General features: G+C 53.7%; 21 protein-coding genes. 12 read left to right on the top strand and 9 right to left on the bottom strand.

Annotated elements, in window-relative coordinates; genetic code table 11:
• The first annotated feature begins 62 nt into the window (after positions 1–62).
• The 3 genes from QBD29_RS04645 to QBD29_RS04635 all read left to right on the top strand — a co-directional run bounded on the left by QBD29_RS04645 (position 63) and on the right by QBD29_RS04635 (position 4,022).
• Complete coding sequence (locus QBD29_RS04645; protein ID WP_280100149.1) at positions 63–1,277, top strand: acetyl-CoA C-acetyltransferase; 1,215 nt, start codon at positions 63–65, stop codon at positions 1,275–1,277.
• Positions 1,277–1,738 (top strand): cupin domain-containing protein, encoded by a 462-nt coding sequence (locus tag QBD29_RS04640; RefSeq protein WP_280100148.1) that lies wholly within the window; start codon positions 1,277–1,279, stop codon positions 1,736–1,738. Before QBD29_RS04645 ends, QBD29_RS04640 begins: the two co-directional genes overlap by 1 nt.
• Before the next feature lie 82 nt (positions 1,739–1,820).
• Positions 1,821–4,022 (top strand): 3-hydroxyacyl-CoA dehydrogenase NAD-binding domain-containing protein, encoded by a 2,202-nt coding sequence (locus QBD29_RS04635; RefSeq protein ID WP_280100147.1) that lies wholly within the window; start codon positions 1,821–1,823, stop codon positions 4,020–4,022.
• A 72-nt stretch (positions 4,023–4,094) separates the two neighbouring features.
• On the opposite strand, the gene QBD29_RS04630 is transcribed toward QBD29_RS04635, so the two are convergent.
• From QBD29_RS04630 to nth, 4 genes are all read right to left on the bottom strand, one after another.
• On the bottom strand, positions 4,095–5,258 hold the full coding sequence (locus tag QBD29_RS04630) for a hypothetical protein (protein ID WP_280100146.1): 1,164 nt from the start codon (positions 5,256–5,258) through the stop codon (positions 4,095–4,097).
• A gap of 211 nt (positions 5,259–5,469) precedes the next feature.
• Positions 5,470–6,357, bottom strand: coding sequence for a DMT family transporter (locus QBD29_RS04625; RefSeq protein WP_280100145.1), 888 nt, complete (start codon positions 6,355–6,357; stop codon positions 5,470–5,472).
• A 15-nt stretch (positions 6,358–6,372) separates the two neighbouring features.
• Positions 6,373–7,368, bottom strand: a complete 996-nt coding sequence (locus QBD29_RS04620; protein WP_280100144.1) for an adenosine kinase — start codon at positions 7,366–7,368, stop codon at positions 6,373–6,375.
• On the bottom strand, positions 7,361–8,008 hold the full coding sequence (nth, locus tag QBD29_RS04615) for an endonuclease III (protein WP_280100143.1): 648 nt from the start codon (positions 8,006–8,008) through the stop codon (positions 7,361–7,363). The genes QBD29_RS04620 and nth overlap by 8 nt, the downstream gene beginning before the upstream one ends.
• Positions 8,009–8,472: 464 nt before the next feature.
• On the opposite strand from nth, the gene QBD29_RS04610 reads away from it, so the two are divergent.
• Positions 8,473–8,658 (top strand): hypothetical protein, encoded by a 186-nt coding sequence (locus tag QBD29_RS04610; RefSeq protein WP_280100142.1) that lies wholly within the window; start codon positions 8,473–8,475, stop codon positions 8,656–8,658.
• A 6-nt stretch (positions 8,659–8,664) separates the two neighbouring features.
• Here QBD29_RS04610 and QBD29_RS04605 read toward each other — a convergent pair whose 3' ends face one another.
• Entirely contained in the window at positions 8,665–9,558 is an 894-nt protein-coding gene (locus QBD29_RS04605) for a hypothetical protein (protein ID WP_280100141.1), read from the bottom strand.
• A 141-nt stretch (positions 9,559–9,699) separates the two neighbouring features.
• Here QBD29_RS04605 and QBD29_RS04600 point away from each other — a divergent pair, with 141 nt between their 5' ends.
• From QBD29_RS04600 to QBD29_RS04585, 4 genes are all read left to right on the top strand, one after another.
• Positions 9,700–11,013 (top strand): metallophosphoesterase, encoded by a 1,314-nt coding sequence (locus tag QBD29_RS04600; protein WP_280100140.1) that lies wholly within the window; start codon positions 9,700–9,702, stop codon positions 11,011–11,013.
• 252 nt (positions 11,014–11,265) lie between these two features.
• Positions 11,266–11,466, top strand: a complete 201-nt coding sequence (locus QBD29_RS04595) for a hypothetical protein (protein ID WP_280100139.1) — start codon at positions 11,266–11,268, stop codon at positions 11,464–11,466.
• A gap of 175 nt (positions 11,467–11,641) precedes the next feature.
• A complete protein-coding gene (locus QBD29_RS04590; protein ID WP_280100138.1) occupies positions 11,642–12,226 on the top strand; it encodes an SGNH/GDSL hydrolase family protein in 585 nt (194 codons plus the stop codon).
• Between the two features lie 358 nt (positions 12,227–12,584).
• Positions 12,585–13,936, top strand: a protein-coding gene (locus tag QBD29_RS04585) for an IS3 family transposase (protein ID WP_280098781.1) whose coding sequence is annotated in 2 segments (ribosomal slippage) — positions 12,585–12,921 and positions 12,921–13,936 — 1,353 coding nt in all. Because the reading frame shifts where the segments join, the coding sequence is not laid out codon by codon here.
• A 56-nt stretch (positions 13,937–13,992) separates the two neighbouring features.
• On the opposite strand, the gene QBD29_RS04580 is transcribed toward QBD29_RS04585, so the two are convergent.
• Positions 13,993–14,814 (bottom strand): VWA domain-containing protein, encoded by an 822-nt coding sequence (locus QBD29_RS04580; RefSeq protein WP_280100137.1) that lies wholly within the window; start codon positions 14,812–14,814, stop codon positions 13,993–13,995.
• Positions 14,815–15,133: 319 nt separating this feature from the next.
• On the opposite strand from QBD29_RS04580, the gene QBD29_RS04575 reads away from it, so the two are divergent.
• Both QBD29_RS04575 and QBD29_RS04570 read left to right on the top strand, forming a co-directional pair.
• The gene (locus QBD29_RS04575) at positions 15,134–15,997 is read left to right on the top strand and encodes a bifunctional helix-turn-helix domain-containing protein/methylated-DNA--[protein]-cysteine S-methyltransferase (RefSeq protein WP_280100136.1); all 864 of its coding nucleotides are present in this window, start codon (positions 15,134–15,136) and stop codon (positions 15,995–15,997) included.
• An 87-nt stretch (positions 15,998–16,084) separates the two neighbouring features.
• Positions 16,085–16,726: an OmpA family protein gene (locus QBD29_RS04570; protein WP_280100135.1), complete on the top strand. Its 642-nt coding sequence runs from the start codon at positions 16,085–16,087 to the stop codon at positions 16,724–16,726.
• Between the two features lie 58 nt (positions 16,727–16,784).
• On the opposite strand, the gene QBD29_RS04565 is transcribed toward QBD29_RS04570, so the two are convergent.
• Both QBD29_RS04565 and QBD29_RS04560 read right to left on the bottom strand, forming a co-directional pair.
• Entirely contained in the window at positions 16,785–17,318 is a 534-nt protein-coding gene (locus QBD29_RS04565) for a superoxide dismutase family protein (protein WP_280100134.1), read from the bottom strand.
• A 170-nt stretch (positions 17,319–17,488) separates the two neighbouring features.
• Complete coding sequence (locus tag QBD29_RS04560) at positions 17,489–18,301, bottom strand: prolyl oligopeptidase family serine peptidase (RefSeq protein ID WP_280100133.1); 813 nt, start codon at positions 18,299–18,301, stop codon at positions 17,489–17,491.
• A 132-nt stretch (positions 18,302–18,433) separates the two neighbouring features.
• On the opposite strand from QBD29_RS04560, the gene QBD29_RS04555 reads away from it, so the two are divergent.
• Entirely contained in the window at positions 18,434–19,204 is a 771-nt protein-coding gene (locus QBD29_RS04555) for an FCD domain-containing protein (protein ID WP_280100132.1), read from the top strand.
• Positions 19,201–19,686, top strand: a complete 486-nt coding sequence (locus QBD29_RS04550) for an MgtC/SapB family protein (RefSeq protein ID WP_280100131.1) — start codon at positions 19,201–19,203, stop codon at positions 19,684–19,686. Before QBD29_RS04555 ends, QBD29_RS04550 begins: the two co-directional genes overlap by 4 nt.
• Positions 19,687–19,729: 43 nt before the next feature.
• On the opposite strand, the gene QBD29_RS04545 is transcribed toward QBD29_RS04550, so the two are convergent.
• Positions 19,730–20,638 carry a bile acid:sodium symporter gene (locus QBD29_RS04545; protein WP_280100130.1) on the bottom strand — a complete coding sequence of 303 codons (909 nt, stop codon included), beginning with the start codon at positions 20,636–20,638 and terminating at the stop codon, positions 19,730–19,732.
• Between the last annotated feature and the right edge of the window lie 84 nt (positions 20,639–20,722).

Raw genomic sequence — 20,722 nt, 5'->3', positions numbered from 1 at the left:
CATAACGCCCCCGATTAAATCGGGGGCCTTTCACTAAAACACACGCTCCAAAGGATCACAAAATGACCCACGACGCATATATCTACGACACCACGCGCTCCCCGCGCGGCAAAGGCAAAAAAGACGGTTCCTTGCACGAGGTGTCCGCTGTTCGCCTCTCCGCCGAAGTCCTCAATCAACTGCAAGCCCGCACAGGGTTCGATTCCAAAGACGTGGACGATCTTATCTGGGGCAACGTCTCCCAAGTGGGCGAACAAGGCGGCTGTTTGGCCCGCTCCGCCGTGCTCTATTCCGACCTTGATGAATCCGTCGCTGGCGTCTCCGTCAACCGCTTCTGCGCCTCTGGCCTAGAAGCCGTGAACATGGCGGCAGGCCAAGTCATGGGCGGCATGGGCAACGCCTATATCGCAGGCGGTGTGGAAAGCATGTCCCGCGTCCCAATGGGTTCAGACGGCGGCGCAATCGCTGTGGACCCAACGCTCGCGATGAAAGCCTATTTCGTCCCACAAGGCATCTCTTCGGACATCATCGCCACCAAATACGGCTTCACCCGTGACATGTGCGATGAATACGCGGTTGAATCGCAAAAACGCGCGGCACGCAGCCAACAAGAAGGCCGCTTTGACAAATCCGTCTTTGGCTTGACCGATCAAAATGGCATCGAAATCCTCGGCCACGATGAAATGGTGCGCGGCGAAACCAACATGCAAACGCTTGGCTCCTTGAACCCATCGTTCAAAGCCCAAGGCGAAGTCATGCCAGGCTTTGACGCCATCGCATTGCTGAAATACCCAGAGCTGGAAAAAATCAACCACGTCCACCACGCGGGCAACTCTTCAGGTATCGCAGACGGCGCTGCCGCCATTCTGATCGGCAACAAAGAGTTTGGCGAAAAGAACGGTCTGAAACCACGTGCCCGCATCAAAGCAACCGCGAAAATCGGCACCGACCCGACCATCATGCTCACAGGCCCCGTGCCCGTAACCGAGCGCATCTTGGAACGCACAGGCATGAACATTGGCGACATTGATCTGTTCGAAGTCAACGAAGCCTTCGCCTCCGTGGTTCTGCGCTTCCAACACTATTTCAACGTCGACCACGACAAGCTGAACGTGAACGGCGGCGCAATCGCCATGGGCCACCCTCTCGGTGCCACAGGCGCAGTGATCCTCGGCACACTGCTCGATGAAATGGAACGCTCCGACAAAGAAACAGGTCTTGCGACACTGTGCATCGGCTCTGGCATGGGCGCGGCCACAATTCTTGAGCGCGTGTAATGCCAAAGATCGACCTCGATAAAGTGCCACAGAGGTCTGGGTCCTCGTATCCAGACCAATACAGCGCAGACACGGCCACACGGACTTGGTTGCCCGTGGCAGAACATGCTGGGCTGACACAATTCGGGGCCAACCTCGTTTCCTTGGTGCCCGGTGCAAAGTCATCTTTGCGCCATTGGCACGCCAAGGAAGACGAGTTTTTGATCGTCACTGAGGGCACACCGACGTTAATCGAAGACGATGGCGAAACCCTGCTGCACCCGGGCGATTGCGCGGCGTTCAAAGCAGGCGTGGAAAACGGCCATCATCTGGTCAACACAACCGATCAAATGGCCAAATTCCTTGTGGTTGGCACCAGCCACCCCGAAGAGATTTGCACCTATTCGGACATCGACATGAAGGTCACAGACAAAGACGGCGAAAGCACATTCACCCGCAAAGACGGCACGCCGATAGACTGACACAAACATACGCACCAGCGCCACGCTGATGCGACTTTACATGAACACGGCGTGCAAACGTCTGACACAAGAGGAACGGAAAATGACTGATTTTCACTATAAACTCGACGGCGACATCGCCATCATCACATGGGATTGCCCTGATAAATCTATGAACGTGATGTCCGAAACAGGCTTTGCCGAACTGGACGCCCACATTGATACGGTGCTCAGTGACGATGCTATCAAAGGCGCGATCATCACTTCTGGCAAAGACAGCTTTGCCGCTGGCATGGACCTCACAGTCCTCGCCGAATGGAAAGCCAAAGGCGGCGACAATCCAGCCCCCGAACTGATGGCGGGCATCATGCAGGGCCACACGGTCATGCGCAAAATCGAACGCGCGGGCATGGATGCGAAAACCAACAAAGGCGGCAAACCCATCGTGGCCGCCATGACAGGCACGGGTCTGGGCATCGGCCTGGAAATCCCGCTCGCCTGTCACCGCATTTTTGTGGCCGACAACCCAAAGGCCAAAATCGGCTTGCCCGAAATCATGGTTGGCATCTTCCCAGGGGGCGGCGGCACAACCCGCCTCGTGCGCAAACTCGGCGTGATGAACGCCTCTTCTTTCCTTTTGGAAGGCAAGACAGTGGCCCCAGCCAAAGCCAAAGCCGCTGGCCTGATCGACGAAGTGGTCCCTGCCGATGAACTGATCTCCTCTGCAAAAGCATGGATCGAATCCGCCACGGACGCGGACCTCGTGAAACCATGGGACGCCAAGGGCTACAAAATGCCGGGTGGCGCACCGTACCACCCTGCTGGCTTCATGACCTACGTTGGTGCAACCGCGATGGTGCACGGCAAAACACAGGGCGCGTTCCCTGCCGCCAAAGCCATGCTCGCAGCCGTCTACGAAGGCGCACTCGTGCCCTTCGACGACGCCATCCGGATCGAGGCCCGCTGGTTCACCAACATCCTGATGAACCCATCGTCCTCTGCCATGATCAACTCTTTGTTCATCAACAAAGGGGCCCTTGAAAAAGGCGCGGTGCGTCCAAAAGGCATCGACGATCAATCCGTCAAAAAAGTCGGCGTCCTTGGCGCAGGCATGATGGGCGCTGGCATCGCGCTTGTCTCTGCCATGGCAGGCATCGAAGTGGTGCTGATCGACCGCGACCAAGAAGCTGCGGACAAAGGCAAAGCCTATTCCGAAGCCCACGCCGACAAAGGCATCGCACGCAAAAAATCCACACCCGAGAAGAAAGAGAAACTTCTTTCCCTCATCAACGCCACAACAGACCTCAACGCCCTCAAAGGCTGCGACCTGATCGTTGAAGCCGTGTTCGAAGACGTGGGCGTGAAGGCCGAAATGACCAAAAAAGTTGAGGCCATCGTTGGCGAAGACTGCATTTTTGCCACCAACACATCCACGCTTCCAATTGGCGAATTGGCCAAAGCCTCCGTGCGTCCTGATCAGTTCATCGGTATCCACTTCTTCTCTCCCGTGGACAAAATGCTGCTGGTGGAAATCATCAAAGGGGCCGAAACGGGCGACCGCGCGGTTGCAAAATCCCTCGATTTCGTACGTCAAATTCGCAAAACGCCAATCGTGGTCAACGATGCGCGCTTCTTCTATGCCAACCGCTGCATCATCCCATACGGCGGCGAAGCCAACCGCATGGTGGCCGAAGGTATCGAACCAGCATTGATCGAAAACGCCGCGAAACAGCTCGGCTTCCCGCTCGGCCCACTACAGCTGGGCGATGAAACATCCATCGACTTGGCCGAAAAAATCATGACCGCCACCAAGGCCGCCATGGGCAACGCATACCCTGCCTCCAACGGCGACGATGTGGTGCAAACGCTGTTCGATCTGAAACGTCTGGGCCGCAAAACCAAAGCGGGCTTTTACGACTACGACGAAAAAGGCAAACGCACAGGCCTGTGGAAAGGTCTCGGCGACCACTTCGAAGTGATGGAAGACCAGCCTGATCTGGAAGAGGTGCAACACCGCCTGATCCTCGCCCAAGTTTTGGAAGCGGTTCGCTCCTTAGAGGAAGGCGTTCTCGAAGACATCCGCGAAGGCGACGTGGGCGCGATCCTCGGCTGGGGCTTCATGCCATGGTCAGGTGGCCCGTTTGCATGGCTCGACATCATTGGCTCCGCTAAAGCGGTCGAAATCTGCGACGCACTGGCTGCCAAACACGGTGATCGTTTCGCCGCCCCCGCACTGCTGCGCGAAATGGGCGAAAAAGGCGAAAGCTTCTACGGCCGCTTCGGGGCCGAAGCAAAAGCCGCCTAAACCAAACAGCCAAACAAACAAAAAAGGGCCCGAAGTCAAACTTCAGGCCCTTTTTTTTTAATTCCGAGTAACTTAAGCGATGATCGGGCGTTGTGTGCGGGCTGCCTTACCCCGCGAACGGGCTCGCAATTCATTGGCCAACATCACTTTATACGGTTCAACTGCGGGCACTTTCGCCTGCAACCGTTCGGTCACATCCTTAGATTTGGCCTGTGCCACGCGGGCTGTCTTGCACACCAATGGGCGGATCAACCGCGCAAACAGCACCAGCATCAATGTATTCGCGGCCAGACAGATCGCAAACAAAACACCCAGATACGTTGCAATTTGCCCAATATCTGACAGTTGCAATCCCAGTCCAGCCACCAACCAAGCCGCATAACCGACCACATCACGTTCGCTGCCATAAAGGGACACATAGTTCGCATAAAGCGTGCTCAGCCCCAGCAGAACCATCGACACAACCGTCAACGGCAACATCTGGATCGCCACGGTCAAACACCGCTCTGACAAGGCTGTTGTGCGCTCGACACGGGCCATGCGATTGGCCACACACACCACGGCGAACACAAACGACAGCGGAATGCTCAGCTTTAAAACGTGCATGAACTGCGGCCCGAATACCATCAGCGACAGGCCGAAAATCCCAATATTCATGCCGATCAATTCACGACGATACAGCTCTGAATAATCCCGCGTCGCGCTTGGACGATGTAACTTAAACCGCGCCGCATTCAGACCAGGCACCATAGTCAAAAGCCCGCCCTCTTCGGCCTTGGTAGACAAGTTATTGCGCACGGCATATTGAAACAGCATTTTCACCATGAAAGAGGCCAACAACAAACCAACGATGAACCCAATCACCCAAATGGTCTGATGATTGCTCGCACCATCAGGCACACCGAGCGTATGCCCAACCACCTTCGCAATCTTCTGCCCTGCAATGCTTTGCAAAACGATTTCAAACGCCAGCGTCACGCCAACAAAAACAATCGACAGCCCCCAGCCTTCGACAGGGGTCAGATTGCGCGTTTCAGTGCGCGCATACATGATCGCCACAGGCAGTTGCGCAAACAACACCAAAATGGCGGAAATCCAGAACCGATCCAATGTGATGCCTGCGCTATCGCGCAGCAGTCCAACAATCAGAAACGATGCAGCCATCACAATCAACACCAGCATGGATTGTGTCAGCACATAAGAAACGAATGGTCTATTCAGGGGTCTTGCGTTCATAGTAACCTCCTCGGGCGTTTTCGACAGAATGGAAACACACACACGTTTTGCAAAACACAGATCACCACGCCCAAAGACGCACAATCGGATAGATCAGTATTGCGAAGCGTTACTCGCTAAGAACTTCAAAAGACTTAGAACGCCAAATACGGCAAGATTAGGTATGATTAGTGTTCAATCTGGGACTTTTTGGTGAAGATCACGCTGCACATCAGTCCGATTTACGCTGACTTTCCCGCCACAAAATCAACGCACCACCTGCAACGATAAACAAAACACCAGGGAACAAACGATCCGCTGGGTTCTCCCCAAAAACGATCCACCCCATGGCAAACGCGCTCAACAACCCGAAATAGTTGAAGGGCGCAAGCAGGCTTGGTTCCGCCATACGCGCGGACACCAGCAAACAAATCACCCCGCACCCGCCGATCAATCCCATGGCCACAATCAACATCAAATCATGGGTGCTTTGGATTGGGGCAAACCCTGTGGTCGCCAAAACGATCACAAAATTTGCAACCGCCGCGGCCACACCAGAGTACAAATACATCAGCGATGATGACACTTCGCGATCAAACAAACGCACGGACACAATCGACAGCGCGTAAAACGCCGCGGCCACCAACGGCAGCAAAGACCACAGACTAAACCCCTCGGCGGTGGGTTGCACAATCAACAGCGCCCCCGCAAAGCCCAGCAGCACCGCAACGGATCGCCAAATCCCCACCTTTTCCCCAAGGATCGGAATGGACAGGATCACCACAAACAACGACATGGTATAACCCAGCGCCGCCACCAGCGCGAAGGCAGACGAACTTAGCGCCGCATACCAACACACCTGCGCCACGGTCACCATCAGACCACGCCCAAACGCCAGCTTCCACTGGCGCAGCCACAGGTGTTTGGGATCCAGCTTAAATTCCCCCGTCCACCACATCATCACAAACGCTGGGATCACCCCGATCACATTGCGATAGGCAGACAGCTCCAGCACCGCATACCGTTCCAGCAGCGTTTTGATAATGACAGACATCATATCAAGGAACAAAATGCCCAGCAGCAGCACGCCAACGGCGCGCAGCAAGTTAGATTTCAGCAATCCCGCCAAGTTGGATTATTGCAGGCCCTTTTCTGCGAAAAGAGCCCCCAAATCCGCTTCGGGGCGTGCGCCGATGTGGCTGATGATCTCGCCCGCGGCAACACAACCCATGCGCCCGCAGGTCATCATGTCGTGTCCATTCACCAAACCATGCAGGAACCCAGCGGCGAACAAATCACCCGCACCCGTCACATCCACAACTTCGGACGCTTCAGCAGGGGCCAGAACGGTTTCGCCGTCTTTCACAACATAGGCACCTTTTTCCCCAACGGTACAGGCCACGATCTCCACCCGACGGGCGGCTTCGGCAATGCTCTCTTCTAACGTGTCCGCAGGATACATCGCCGCCATCTCATGTTCATTACAGAACAACAGATCAATATGGTCACGGATCATGTCGCGAAATGCTTGGTGATGCCGATCCACACAGAACGGATCAGACAGCGTCACAGAAACCTTACCGCCCGCACCCTTGCAGGCCTCAATCGCCTTGGCAAACGCCGCATGGGACAACTCGCCGTCAAAGCGATAGCCTTCCAGATACAGCCACTCAGCATCCGCCATCATGGCAGGATCAATGTCATCTGGGCCCAAATGCTCGGACACACCCAAATAGGTGTTGAGCGACCGCTCACTGTCAGGCGTCACCAAAACCATGCACCGCCCTGTTTCATCCACCGCATCTGCAGGTGAGCGCGGCACCTCAAAATCGGCCCCCTGCGCACGCATGTCATGCTCAAAAATATCACCGAGCTGATCGGCCTTTACCTTGCCGACATAGGCCGTCCGATCGCCCAGCGCGGCCATCCCCGCAATCGTATTCGCCGCAGACCCGCCAGAAACCTCTTTCGCTGGCCCCATGACACCATACAGCTCCGCCGCACGCTCCGTGTCGATCAACTGCATGATGCCCTTCTCGACGCCATTGTCTGTCAGGAACGCATCCTCACACGGAGCCAACACATCTACGAGTGCGTTGCCAATCCCGACAACCTGATACTTCTTAGCCAAAATTCTTCTCCTCAAACGGACATAAGTCCTCAACGATACAGTTTCCGCAGACGGGTTTACGCGCTTTGCACACATAACGCCCGTGTAAAATCATCCAATGATGCGCGTGCATGGCAAATTCGGCGGGGATATGATCCTCTATCGCCCGTTCTACAACCACGACATCCTTACCAGGGCATACCCCAGTCCTATTCCCAAACCGAAAAATATGCGTGTCCACCGCCTGTGTTGGCTGCTTGAACCACATGTTCAAAACCACATTCGCCGTCTTACGCCCGACCCCTGGCAGGCTCTCCAACGCCGCGCGCGAGGACGGCACAACGCTGTTATACTCATCCACCAATATCTGGGACATCTTCATGACGTTCTTGGCTTTGTTGCGATAAAGCCCAATCGTCTTAATATGCTCCGTCACCCCATCAAGGCCAAGTGCGAGCATCTTCTCAGGCGTATCCGCAATCTTGAACAGCTCCTTCGTCGCCTTATTCACCCCCACATCCGTCGCCTGCGCCGACAACGCCACCGCCACCACGAGGGTATAGGCATTCACATGATCCAGCTCCCCTTTGGGCTCTGGCTCACTGTCCCGAAACCGCGAAAACATCGCGTGGATCGTGTGGTAATCGAGTTGTTTTGTCATGGGGATGGTTTGACACGACAATTCGGCCAGTTAAAGAACTATTGGCAACAAATTGGACTTTTGATCAAGTTATGGTATATTAGATTACCAACCGCTAAGCACGGCAATGTGCAACAGCGCTCCGTCGGCACGACCTTCGGCTTACTTACACAGCATCGCAACCTAATGGGAATCTGTGACATGAAAGTCGAGGATATCAATGACATTACAAAACAAATACAACCAAGCGGTACCAAAGACTGGCTTGTTCGAATTGCTTTCGTCGAACTTTGTGGAAGTTATCAGGGCAGCGTTCGCAAGTTTCATTTTTATCGCATTTTTGATTGCGCTCTTAATCGCGTGGGTCATAAAAGGCGAAAACGCCCTGTCTCAGGTGTGGAGAATTGTTTCTCCAATCGTAAGAAAAGTCATCGATTACTACTTCAAAACCTATTCAAAAAACGACGACTAGAGTACAGTTCGAAATGGCGAAGGAATCCTTCGACCGTATGGTTGCACTCAAAGACAAGATAGAGGCCTCCTCCCACGCAGAGGTCATCCGCCGCGCCCTCCAACTCTATGAGTTCGTCATCGAGGAAGAAGAAAAAGGCGGCGGCGTATCCATCAAAACCATCGAAGACGGCGAAACCATCTACCGCTCGATCTTCTAACACCGCTCACTCAAACGCTTCCGTCGCACCACCCTGATAGACCCCAGCACAACTGCGCTCTTCGCAGCGCCACGCGGCAAACAACGCGTCCACCCGTGCTTCCTCAGCGTCCCAACGCGCCTTATCAACCTTGGCCTTCCCCACGGATGGAAAGCTAAGATGCCCATGTGCGGTTCTGCTGTGCCCATGGCACCCCAGAACGCCATCACGACACCACACCGCCCGCTTTACTTGTCGCGCAGGGTCCAATTCCAACATCAAAACTGCGCCTTCATGTTTTAACACCAACACCCCATCCACCATTTTCCCCACACCCTCGGGCAACGGGCCAATGGTATCACTTTTGAACGGCACATCTTTGGCGTCCAGCACATTGGCAATCAAATAATCACGGGCAATTGGCGTCTGTGACAGCGAAATAAGAGCCGTGCGCGGTCGGTCCCCACGCGCTTCACACGCAGACCCCGAATTGGGCGATAAGTCGGCCACGCAAACACTTTTGCTGATCTGATCCACCTCCACCCTGTCGGCCACCACACGTGGTGAATACGCTCGCGGCAGACTATAATACGTGCCGTTAAACAACATCAGAAAATGCGACGGCTGCGGGTGCAGCGCAACATAGCCACGCTCGATCCCAAACACCCCGACACCAAAAGCCACCAATACACCAGCTTGCCCCCAAACCGTCCATTGGTCCCGCTTTGACATGATCAAAAACGCCAGAAACAGCAGCACGCACAGAACCACCATCCAAAACATCCCGTAAAATGACTGCAAATGTGCGCCATCGGAGTTTGGGTGATAAAACATGCCAAGCCCGCTCAAAAAGCTGGAAAACACAGCAAAGGCCGCGCCCACCACCATACACCACACCAAAATAATCGGCAAAAATCTCACCCGCGCCTCCTGCGTTTGGCCAACTATACCCCAAACGCCATCCACCAACAGACAACCGCGCAGGATTTCCCTTACAAAATTTTTCTAGGTCACACCTTCACCCCATGCTATCCAAACCCTATTCCACTTAAAGGTGTTTCCATGCTCAAAATCGTTTCCGCACTCCTGACCCTTCTTTTGCTAACACAAACCGCTGCCGCCAAATCATACGTCTGGGCGCAACTCGTGGGCACCAATCTCGTTAGCTTGCGTGTGATCTCCACCCAATCGTGTTCTGCCATAACGGGATCAGTCACGTTTCAACCTCGCATTAAAAACACAATGGAACAGATGAACGGCAACACAATCTGCGAAGCCCTAATCGATCTGTCCACCTTTACGGGGAACACAGTCACAGTGGACGGCCACACAATCACCCTGCCCAAAGCCGCCCCAAAACGCGTGGTGATTTTGGGTGATACGGGCTGTCGCAAAGACCACCACTATCAACACTGCTCGGACACCTCGAAATGGAACTTTAACGCCGTGGCCGCCGCCATTGCCAAAACCAAACCAGACCTGATGGTTCATGTGGGCGATTACGTCTACCGCTACAATTGCTGGAACGGAACCGAAGGCTGCGCCAAAAAAGACGCCCACGGCAACGTCATCAACGGCCAATTAAAAGAATGGTATTACTGGGAAGAAGACTTCTTCAAACCCGCTGCCGATCTACTGCCTTTGGCCCCTTGGGTGTTTACACGTGGCAACCACGAAGATTGTGAAAATGCAGATCGTGGCTGGCGCGGTTGGGCCGTATTTCTGGCCATGACCCCCGATCTGTCATCCAAAACCGATCCAGTGACCAGTCTTTACAAAAATTGCAAAGCCAACAAACGGGACATCAAAAAACCAGAGCTGATCCAACTGCCTGCCGCTGCCCAAACAGGCGCAGCCCCTGCCCTAAACCTCTACGCGTTTGATACCGCCAACGAGGACGCCCCCCTTTGGTCCGGTTTTTCAAATCTTACCGCGCTGGCAGATGAAACATGGATCGTCACCCACGTCCCGTTTGCTTCTTTCCATGGTAATTCTTTCTCCCCCGCCCCATCAGGCACGCCCAACTATCGCAGCGGCCTGCCTGATCCCGTCAGCTTTGTGGTCAGCGGGCACGTGCATTTGTTTCAATATGAACAGCCCAAAGCAGGCGCCGCCATTCAGTTGGTTGTGGGTGGCAGCGGAACCAAACTGGATAACAAAGGCTTGGAAACCGAATCCATCAATGCACAAAATTCTACATTTGTGGTGCTGGATCGCGCGGCCAATGGGGCCTCCATTATGACAGTCTGCGCCGTACCGCCAGGTGGTACAGCATCTGCATGGCAAACGTGGGACATCGCGCAATCCAACGCCCCTTGGGCCACCAAAATGACGTTGCGCAAAACCGCCCTGAACGCGGCCTGCACCTCCCCCTAACGGCACTTCCCTGTTCCCTCACCGCCGATCACCTTTGCGATATCGGGCTGGTTTTGGTCTGGAAACAGAACATTTCGGCTGTATACCGCCGGAATGCCTGAGCTCTCACGTATATGGATGCACAGGGATGCAAAAATAGCATAGCTTCCCTCTTGAAAGCACTGCTTACTTAGTTATTTAAAGACCACAAGATGATCCATTCACGAATACCAAACGTATTCTGAATATACGCAACAACAAAGGAACACACCCATGTCGGCTCTTACAGCTGCAATCGCCGCCGCAATCACGACGACAACACCCGTTGTCGAAGTGTCCCATGACCGTATCTTGGAAAAACCACGCGTTGTCCAAGCCGTCATTCACCCATCCGACTCGGATGTGGGGATCGACGACACGGCCTTGCAGGACTTCGTTCTGCGCGCGTCTCAGCGGTATCAGGGTGTTGAATAGTAAATAAAGGTCCCTCCTGGTGCAGGCCGTATTTGAATTGTCCCTTAAAATACTGGCAGCACCATTGTTGGTCTGGCAGGGACTGCGCGTACGAAAGCACGCGTTAATCTTGCCAGAGCCAACCGGGCCCCGCAGCGGCGTCACCGCCCATCGATCCAATAACGCTCCCCTTCGTTTGCTGATCGTAGGTGACAGTGCCGCTGCGGGTGTCGGGGAAAAAACCCAAGACACCGCATTGATGGGCCAACTTGTCAAAAACCTCTCACACCACATCAGCGTTGAATGGGACTTGATCGCCCGCACAGGCGGCACCACCGCCAGCACAATTGAGTGGCTCCACGACACAGCACCCAAACCCTATGACGCCGTTGTCGTCTCCCTCGGCGTGAACGACGTCACCCGTCAAATCCCCCTCATCCGCTGGCTCAACCAAACAGCCACCTTCCTCGACCTGCTGACCAACAAGTTCTCCGCCAAACACATCTACACCGTAAATCTGCCGCCCATGGGCGAATTTCCCGTCCTTCCGCAACCCTTGCGCTGGATCATAGGACTGCGCGTCAATCGGTTTGATAAGGCGATGGCAAAGTACCAAGCCACCCGCCCCGAAGTGACCCGCCTGCACCTAGACCTCCCCCTTGATCCGAATCTGATGGCCAGCGATGGCTACCACCCAGGCCCAGACATTTATGCGCTCTGGGCAGAGGAAGTGGCGAAAGAGATTTTGGCGGATTTTGACGCAATAGGTAAAAACAAATAGCGACGAAAAACCCGATGCCCACAAAACAAGGCGGCTGGTAATCAACTCAAATTCGAAAGTCGTAGTTCTGTCGCCCCATGTCTCGGATGCGATCCGAAAAAGCGCACTTAGCGGTTCAATCGTTTACCTTTCGGCAAGCAACCCTAATGTAACAGTGTCCAGATAGTCGTCTATCAGCTTGTCTGCATCCAAGGGCTGCAAGTCACTAAACAGAGTATTCCAAACACTGGTGTAAATCGGCGCCCCGACAAATACCAGCGGATCAATGTCCTTTGTCTGACGTCAGGGCCTTTGGGACAGATTTGAGGAATTGAACAACGGAGGATTTCTGGTTCATCGTAACCTTCATGGAGTGAAGATGAACAAGAAATCCGGAAGCAGCAAAGCGTCTGCAGATAAATTGGTAAAGAACATCCGCCGCAAGACACGTCAAACCTATTCGGCGGAGGAGAAGATCCGCATTGTGCTGGCAGGGATGCGTGGAGAAGAAAGCATCTCAGCGTTGTGCCGTCGGGAGGGCATCGCGGAGAGCCTGTATTACAGCTGGTCGAAAGAATTCCTTGAAGCAGGCAAACGCCGTCTATCTGGCGATACGGCGCGTCAGGCCACATCCCCTGAAGTGAAAGAACTACGCTCAGAAGCTATGGCCTTGAAGGAATGCGTGGCCGATCTGACGCTTGAGAACCGGCTTCTCAAAAAAAGCATGACAGGGGCTGGGGAGTTCGAGGAATGAGATACCCTGCGTCTGAGAAGCTGGAGGTCATCCGCACCGTCGAGGGATCACATCTGCCAACCAAGCAGACCCTCGACATGCTGGGCATTCCACGCACCACATTCTATCGCTGGTATGATTTATATCTCGAAGGCGGGTTTGACCGGCTGGCTGACAAATCGCCATGCCCTAAATCCGTTTGGAACCGCATCCCCGATGATCGTCGTGACGACCTGATCGCGTTTGCGCTGGAACACGAGGCGCTGAGCACGCGCGAGCTGGCAGTCAAATACACCGATGAAAAGCGGTATTTTGTCTCAGAATCATCAGCTTATCGCATTCTCAAGGAAGCCGACCTGATCACAGCACCAGACTACGTGGTGATCAAAGCAGCCAACGAGTTCACGGATAAAACCACCGCCATCAATCAGATGTGGCAGACAGACTTCACCTACTTCAAAATCATTGGTTGGGGGTGGTATTATCTGTCTACGATCTTGGATGATTACAGCCGCTACATCATCTCATGGAAACTGTGTACAACCATGCGGGCCAGTGATGTGACCGAGACGATTGAGCGCGCTCTGACAGCATCAGGCTGTGACCAAGCGGTTGTTCGGCACAAACCACGCCTGCTCAGCGATAACGGATCGTGTTACATATCTGGCGACCTGGCCGAATGGCTGGAAGGGCAAAATATGGATCATGTCCGTGGTGCTCCGTTCCATCCACAGACCCAAGGCAAAATCGAACGATGGCATCAAACGATGAAGAACCGAGTGCTGTTAGAAAACTACTATCTGCCCGGCGATCTCGAGCGCCAGATCGAGGCCTTCGTCGACTATTACAATAACCGACGATACCACGAGAGCCTGAACAACGTCACACCCGCCGATGTCTACTTCGGCCGCGACAAAGCCATTCTGAGAGAAAGGAAGAGGATCAAGAAACAGACAATCAAACAACGTCGCTTGCAACATCAGAAACAAGCAGCATAATCAATCACACTAACGAGCCAGAGCCTCCAATGCTCAAGCCGCTCTGATGTCCCACTTTATATGACAACGGACACATCGGAATATGGCAGGGTCTGAAATTGCGGTTGCGGGAAACAGGTCTGATAAAACTTTTCGAAATCGCCGTAATTGTAACCATACCGAGATGTATAAATTGCTTGGGTTTGGGCCACTGCTGGATCAATGGAAACGCTGTCAAAATCAGCGTCCTCAAACTGTAAACACGTAGATAAAGTATGCGTTTCAACGATGTTCAACTTGCTAAACAAGTCAATGGATGGCGCAACATTTTGGTTGAACGGAATAATAGAAATCGCAACCGTGTCCGTATCCGCGCCATTCAACAAGGTCGTGACAAACTCCTTTGCCGCAGCCTGCAAGTTTGTCAACTTCGTGCCCCGCATGGACCCAGAAACATCGAGAACCAATGATATTTCCAAGTTTGGGATCCGCTCTTCAGAACTGGCTTTCACGGTAATGGGCATCGAATTGATTCCCGCCATCGAAAGGAACCATGTGTCCAGCTCAGCGGTGGCCGACGCCGCAACTGCCCGCGCGTTCAATGAAACAGTCGAGTCCACCACAACCGTAAAGTCTTCGATGGTTTGAACCTTCGACATATAGCTCTCAACGATCAATTTTGGGTCTTGTGTCTGGCGCAAAGATGCAGCGGCCAAGACCGCGCGATCCAAATTGTATTGCAAGGATGTCCGCAGGTTTTCATGACGGGCCAAATCAATCGCAGTGCCCCCAACCAGAAACATGGCCGAAAAAATGATCAGCACAAAAACAATAATTGACCCGGATTCGTCTTTACCGAATTTCTTGGAACGCGATGTGTGTGTTTTGAAGAAAGGCACGTTAACCCCACAAGTTGAACATTCAGATTTCACTCAGACGTGTCCAACGCGGGTTTTCCGCGGGGTGTACAATTTAACGATTTGTTAAGTGGACGCAAAGTTGGGCGAAACTATGGCCCATAAATGGCCGTTTTGGGTCGCATATTTTGACTCGTACTTGGCCAAAACCTACCGTTCGTCATGGGCGGCTGCTGCCGCAGTTTTCACGGACTTTCACAGCCCTCGACACACCCGAACAAAAGGGTCCACGCACCCCCTTCCCCAACCTTCCCGCAAGAAACGGGTGGCAGACTCACCTCACACCCGCCACACTCCCCCTATGACACAAGATCCATATCATCACGCCGTAATCGCCCGCGCGATTGACTACATCGACAGCACTGTGGGCGAACAACCCAAACTCGACGAAGTGGCCAACGCCGTCGGCCTGTCACCGATGCACTTTCAGCGGGTGTTTTCCCAATGGGCGGGCGTGTCTCCGAAACGGTATCAACAATACCTCACCCTCGACCACGCGAAATCCCTTCTGCGCGACCGCTTCACACTCCTTGATACCGCCCATGAAACGGGCCTTTCTGGCACAGGCCGCCTACATGACTTGTTCCTCACTTGGGAAGCCATGAGCCCAGGCGAATTCGCCGCCAAAGGTAAGGGCCTGACCATCACTTGGGGTTGGTTCGACAGCCCGTTTGGCGAAATGATCGTCGCTGCCACCCCGCGCGGCATTTGCGGCATGGGTTTTACCGCCGAATTTGGCCGCGACTGGTCACTCACCGATATGCAAGCCCGCTGGCCCGAAGCCACTTACATCCAAAACGAAACCACTTTGCAGGCCAAAGTCGATGCTATCATCGGCGGTGACGCAGCCAACCTGCATCTGATCGGCGCCCCCTTCCAGATCAAAGTGTGGGAGGCGCTTTTGAACGTTCCCACAGGTCACGTCACCACCTATGGCGAAATTGCCAAATCCATCGGCAACCCCAAAGCCGTGCGCGCCGTCGGAACCGCCGTGGGGCGCAACCCCATCAGCTGGCTCATTCCCTGCCACCGCGCCCTGCGCAAATCAGGCGGTTTGGGCGGCTATCACTGGGGCCTGCCTGTTAAACGCGCGCTTTTGGCATGGGAAGGTGCGCGCGCAGACGCCGATCACGAAATACAACACTCTGCGCAAAATTCTGCCTGATCACGGCATCGTCACGGGCAAAACCCTTGTAAAATGGACAGAACTCCACATGTTACGCTGATCGAGACGTAACAGAAAGACCAGTCAATGGCGTTTACCAAACCTCTTATCCTTGCCACCACATGCGTTTTCGCACTGTCCGCATGTAGCGATCCATCCAACCCCGACTTCGAAAAAACCCGAAACGGGGCCGCCATTGGCGCAGCAGTCGGCGTTGCATCTCAAATCCTTGCTGGCAATTCCGCCAACAGCGCCGTCAAAGCAGGGGCCGTTGGTGCCGTTGCAGGGGCAGTGATTGGTAATATTCTTGATAAACAAGAACGCGATCTGCGCCGCGATATGGAAGGCTCTGGTGCAACCATCACCAATGCAGGGGATCGTTTGATCGTTACCCTGCCCGAAGCCATCACATTTGAAACTGACAGCACCTTTGTCCGCAGCACCTTGCAAGACGATCTTGCCGCGCTGGCCCGCAACTTGGATGAATATCCAGACAGCACCGTTGACGTGATCGGCCACACCGACAGCGTGGGCGATGCCGCATACAACCAAAACCTGTCTGCACGACGCGCCGCATCGGTTGAAAACATCCTGCTGAACAACGGCGTCAGCGGCAGCCGCATTCGTGCCTATGGCCGTGGTGAAACCGAAGCCATCGCCTCAAACGACACTGCGTCAGGACGCGCCGCAAACCGCCGCGTGGAAATTGTGATCCGCCCAACCAGCTGATCCAAAATCAATCAAATGGCCGCTGCAATGGATATCCAATGCAGCGGCCATTTGTGTTTTAAGACCCCGCCTTAATCACACCACAAGCCACGCGCCCTCCTGCCCCACCGATAGGCTGGGACAGGTGATCATCCCCATTTTCGTGAATGATGAATGTGGATCCGTCCGCATCCAAAAGGTTGTTTTCACCACCAGTCAAAGACACCAGCGTGCTAAAGGCTTCCATTTCACCCGTGCCATCAGCACCCACAAAGATGTTTGGAATATCCCCAGGCTCTGGCCCATTGGGGTTCAACAAACCATGCGACCCTTCCTTTTTGCCCACATGGCCTTTGGCAGATTTAAACCCCGTATGCGCTTCGCACTCGCCATGGCTGTGCAAATGCAATCCGTGCTTACCAGGTGTCAGTTCGGCAACCTTGATGTGAAACAAAACGCCATTGGGTCCCTGCGTCAACGTCGCGGTCCCAATCTCTTTGCCGTCTTTATTCATCAAACTTGCCACAGCCGTTGGAAGCACAGCACTTTGACCCGATGCCAGAACAGGGGAAACGCTCAAAACAAGCGCAGCTACAGTTGGAAAAAACTTCATTTTGGATGTCCTCGTTAAGATATGAACAACAGTGTTCAAGAACGAAACCCGCAAACCATCCGTTTTATTCACCGCCCAAACCAAAGAGTGTTACATTCGGGACAGAATGTCGCGAATTTCGCTAATTTATTGATAAATATGCGATTTCTTCAACTTTTCGTGAAGCAGATTTACAAAACACCCGCTTTGACAAAATGCTTCCACGCAAACTCCACATAGCGGCTGTCGTATTTGTGCCGCCCTGGGTACAAACACAGATCCAGCATCTTGCCTTTGCGATTGCGGCTTAATTTACACGACAGCTCCAGCACCGCATTTGAACTGCGACCAGCGGCGCGAAACCGCCCCATCCGTTTATAGCGCCGCATCACTTTGGTCACATTGCCTTGGCGCACACCATTGATCACACGGCCCTCCATCGGCACGGTTTTATCCGTCAGCCCATGAATATGCAGCACATTGGCCACGGGTTTGCGACAGCGCCTTGGCGGGTTTTTCCAAAACGTTCCTGCCATCGGCGCAAAGGCCGCAAACAGTTGCGGGCGCTGACACACCAAATTCCACGTCACCATTCCACCCGCAGAATATCCCGTTGCCATCATGCGATCAGGGTCAATGGGAAACCGCGACGTTGCATCACGCACCACTGCATCAAAATACCGAAACGTCCCATTCACATTGCGCACCGCGTTGCGTGGGCCATTGGGCAACGTCCAATCTTCTCCGATAGATTTCACAGCAATCAACGCCACCCCCAACTCCGAAGCAATCCCGCGCAACGTTTCATTGCCCATCACGCCTTTGGCCGTACCTTGCAGTCCATGGGAAAACAAAATCGCACCCACTTGGCTGCGCCCGTCATGGCCCTCTGGCAGGGCGATGTAATAATGACGATCCCCCAAGCGGCATTTACTATTTGGCCCACAGGCCCACGCAGTTGACCCTGCGAAAATCAAACACATCAATCCAAAAACAAATCGCATTTTCTGCCCACCCTTTTTGGCGATGCTGGCCTGCCCCTTACACCAGCGCAAGAAAATTCGCACACCACCCCTGCCCTTGCTGAATATTGCCACTGGTCATATTATCAGACCAATTCTGATCCGAGAGCCAAGATGCCTTTTCAAAAAATTCAGACAGAACGGGTTGCAGATACCGTTGTGCGCCAGATCGAACAACTGATCTTGCGCGGGATTTTACGCCCTGGCGAACGGTTGCCATCGGAACGGGATTTATCCGAACGGCTCGGTGTGTCGCGCCCATCAATCCGCGAAGCGATTGCCGATCTCGTGTCACGCGATCTGTTGGCCACACGTGCAAGCTCAGGCGTCTTTGTGGCGGATGTTTTGGGCTCTGCCTTTTCTGAACCTCTGATCAAATTGTTCTCCTCTCACGAAGAAGCGCTGTTTGATTACATCGCCTTTCGCCGTGATCTCGAAGGATTGGCCGCAGAACGGGCCGCACGGCTCGGTTCGGACACAGATCACAAAGTCATCTCAACGCTGTTTCGCAAAATGGAAAACGCACATTCCAAACGAAACCCCGCCGAAGAAGCCGCACTCGATGCGGAATTTCACATGGCCATTGTAGAGGCATCACACAACGTCTTTATGCTGCACATGATGCGTTCCATGTTTGAAATGCTACGCGCAGGCGTGTTTTATAATCGCCAAGTCATGTTCAAAGTGCGTACCACCCGCAGCGCCTTACTGGATCAACACCGCGCCATTCACGATGCCATTCTGGCTCGCAATCCAGCCGGCGCACGCCAAGCCATCGAAGACCACCTTGGCTTTGTCGAAACCTGCATGCTTGAGGATCGCAAATCCGAAGCAAACGAACATATTGCGCTGTTGCGATACAAAAAAGAACAGGACAGAAAATGATCACCGATTTTTATGAATTTTGCTTCCATGCGGGTCTCGCCGTATTATTTGCGGGTCTTCTCGGCTTAGAACGCAGTATCAAAAACAAACCTGTTGGCGTGCGCACGTTTATGATGGTGGCACTTGGGTCGGCCTGTTTCACAATGATCACCCTAAACTTTGCAGCCAGCACAGTGGCAGAGGTTGAAAGCGCAATCTCCATTGATCCAACCCGTGTAATTCAAGGCATCATCGGGGGAATCGGATTTTTGGGTGCAGGCGCAATCATGTCAAACTCCAACGGCGAAGGAATGGTGCGGGGCATGGGCACAGGTGCCGCAGTTTGGACTGTTGGCGCAATAGGCGTGGCCTGCGGACTCGGCTATTTGTGGGAAGCTGGATTCGTTGCAGCCGTCGCCTTGGCCATTCTTACAATTGCCAGTTGGCTAGAAAACCGCGCCCAAGACATCGGCAACAAAATGGACGCGTCTAACAACGAATAGGCGCTCAAGGCGAAAACCTTGGCGCCTTTGACGCAGCGCATGTCTAGTGTTTGCTACGCCGCCACAAAACAAACGGCACAGCCCCGAAGTACATTAGCACTCCATACATGGCAGAGGGCAGCGCAAAGGTGGAAAATCCGTCAACACCGCCCAATATTTGCCCCGCAAGGATCGCCCCCACCGCAATGCCCAGCGTGCTGTTCTGCACCCCTGTTTCCACTGCCACCGTGGTCGCGTCCTGTACGCTCAACCCCAACACTTTGGCGCTCAGCAAACCCAGTGTTAGCATGATCCCCATCAGCAAAATCGTAGCAGGGCCAAGACTTTCAATGTTGTCAAACAGCACATCTAAATTCGTCAGAATTGCTGCCAAAACGATCACCGCAAACAACACCACCGCCAACCGACCGAGCCATTGACCAGCCCCATCCACAAAACTTGGCGACAACGCCGTCACACCCATCCCCAAGACAACAGGCACCACGGTCATCAAAAACATCGTCACAGACAATGACAGCGTATTCACCTCTGGTGCGTCTGACCCCATGAAATACCGCACCGAAAAGGCGATGATGATCGGCAGGGTGATCGCAGAAATGATAGTAACAACCGCCGTCAAGGAAATGGACAAGGCCGTATTGCCGCCACCGATTTTTGCCAAAACATTGGTGGTCACACCCCCAGGCGCCAAAGCCAAAATCATCATGCCTACCGCAATTTCTGGCGATAACCCCAATGCAATCGCAAGGCAAAACCCCACAATCGGCAACAGGATCATTTGGTTCACAATCCCAACCGCAAACGCCTTGGGCATCGCAAAAACGCGTGTGAAATCGGTGATTTTCAACCCCAGCCCTAGCGTAAACATGATGAACGCCAACGCCAGTGGCAGCACCACATCAATCAGAATATTCCCCATAGCAGTTCCCAAATGATCAATTTCTTTGCCCACAGAATTGCCTTAGAATGTGATCCTGTAAATGCTTTATTGTTGTAACCAATGGCGTTTTGCGGCATGGGGACACCACATTATACC

Origin of the sequence: Amylibacter sp. IMCC11727 (assembly GCF_029854195.1) — a bacterium.
In the GTDB taxonomy this organism is placed as follows: domain Bacteria; phylum Pseudomonadota; class Alphaproteobacteria; order Rhodobacterales; family Rhodobacteraceae; genus Amylibacter.
This window is presented reverse-complemented; position numbering and strand designations above follow the sequence as displayed.

What these genes read in the sequence shown, in the direction of transcription:
- QBD29_RS04645 (WP_280100149.1), top strand. Translation starts at nt 63, where the DNA reads ATGACCCACGACGCATATATCTACGACACCACGCGCTCCCCGCGCGGC.
- QBD29_RS04640 (WP_280100148.1), top strand. Translation starts at nt 1,277, where the DNA reads ATGCCAAAGATCGACCTCGATAAAGTGCCACAGAGGTCTGGGTCCTCG.
- QBD29_RS04635 (WP_280100147.1), top strand. Translation starts at nt 1,821, where the DNA reads ATGACTGATTTTCACTATAAACTCGACGGCGACATCGCCATCATCACA.
- QBD29_RS04630 (WP_280100146.1), bottom strand. Translation starts at nt 5,258, where the DNA reads ATGAACGCAAGACCCCTGAATAGACCATTCGTTTCTTATGTGCTGACA.
- nth (WP_280100143.1), bottom strand. Translation starts at nt 8,008, where the DNA reads ATGACAAAACAACTCGATTACCACACGATCCACGCGATGTTTTCGCGG.
- QBD29_RS04610 (WP_280100142.1), top strand. Translation starts at nt 8,473, where the DNA reads ATGGCGAAGGAATCCTTCGACCGTATGGTTGCACTCAAAGACAAGATA.
- QBD29_RS04600 (WP_280100140.1), top strand. Translation starts at nt 9,700, where the DNA reads ATGCTCAAAATCGTTTCCGCACTCCTGACCCTTCTTTTGCTAACACAA.
- QBD29_RS04595 (WP_280100139.1), top strand. Translation starts at nt 11,266, where the DNA reads ATGTCGGCTCTTACAGCTGCAATCGCCGCCGCAATCACGACGACAACA.
- QBD29_RS04575 (WP_280100136.1), top strand. Translation starts at nt 15,134, where the DNA reads ATGACACAAGATCCATATCATCACGCCGTAATCGCCCGCGCGATTGAC.
- QBD29_RS04570 (WP_280100135.1), top strand. Translation starts at nt 16,085, where the DNA reads ATGGCGTTTACCAAACCTCTTATCCTTGCCACCACATGCGTTTTCGCA.
- QBD29_RS04565 (WP_280100134.1), bottom strand. Translation starts at nt 17,318, where the DNA reads ATGAAGTTTTTTCCAACTGTAGCTGCGCTTGTTTTGAGCGTTTCCCCT.
- QBD29_RS04560 (WP_280100133.1), bottom strand. Translation starts at nt 18,301, where the DNA reads ATGCGATTTGTTTTTGGATTGATGTGTTTGATTTTCGCAGGGTCAACT.
- QBD29_RS04555 (WP_280100132.1), top strand. Translation starts at nt 18,434, where the DNA reads ATGCCTTTTCAAAAAATTCAGACAGAACGGGTTGCAGATACCGTTGTG.
- QBD29_RS04550 (WP_280100131.1), top strand. Translation starts at nt 19,201, where the DNA reads ATGATCACCGATTTTTATGAATTTTGCTTCCATGCGGGTCTCGCCGTA.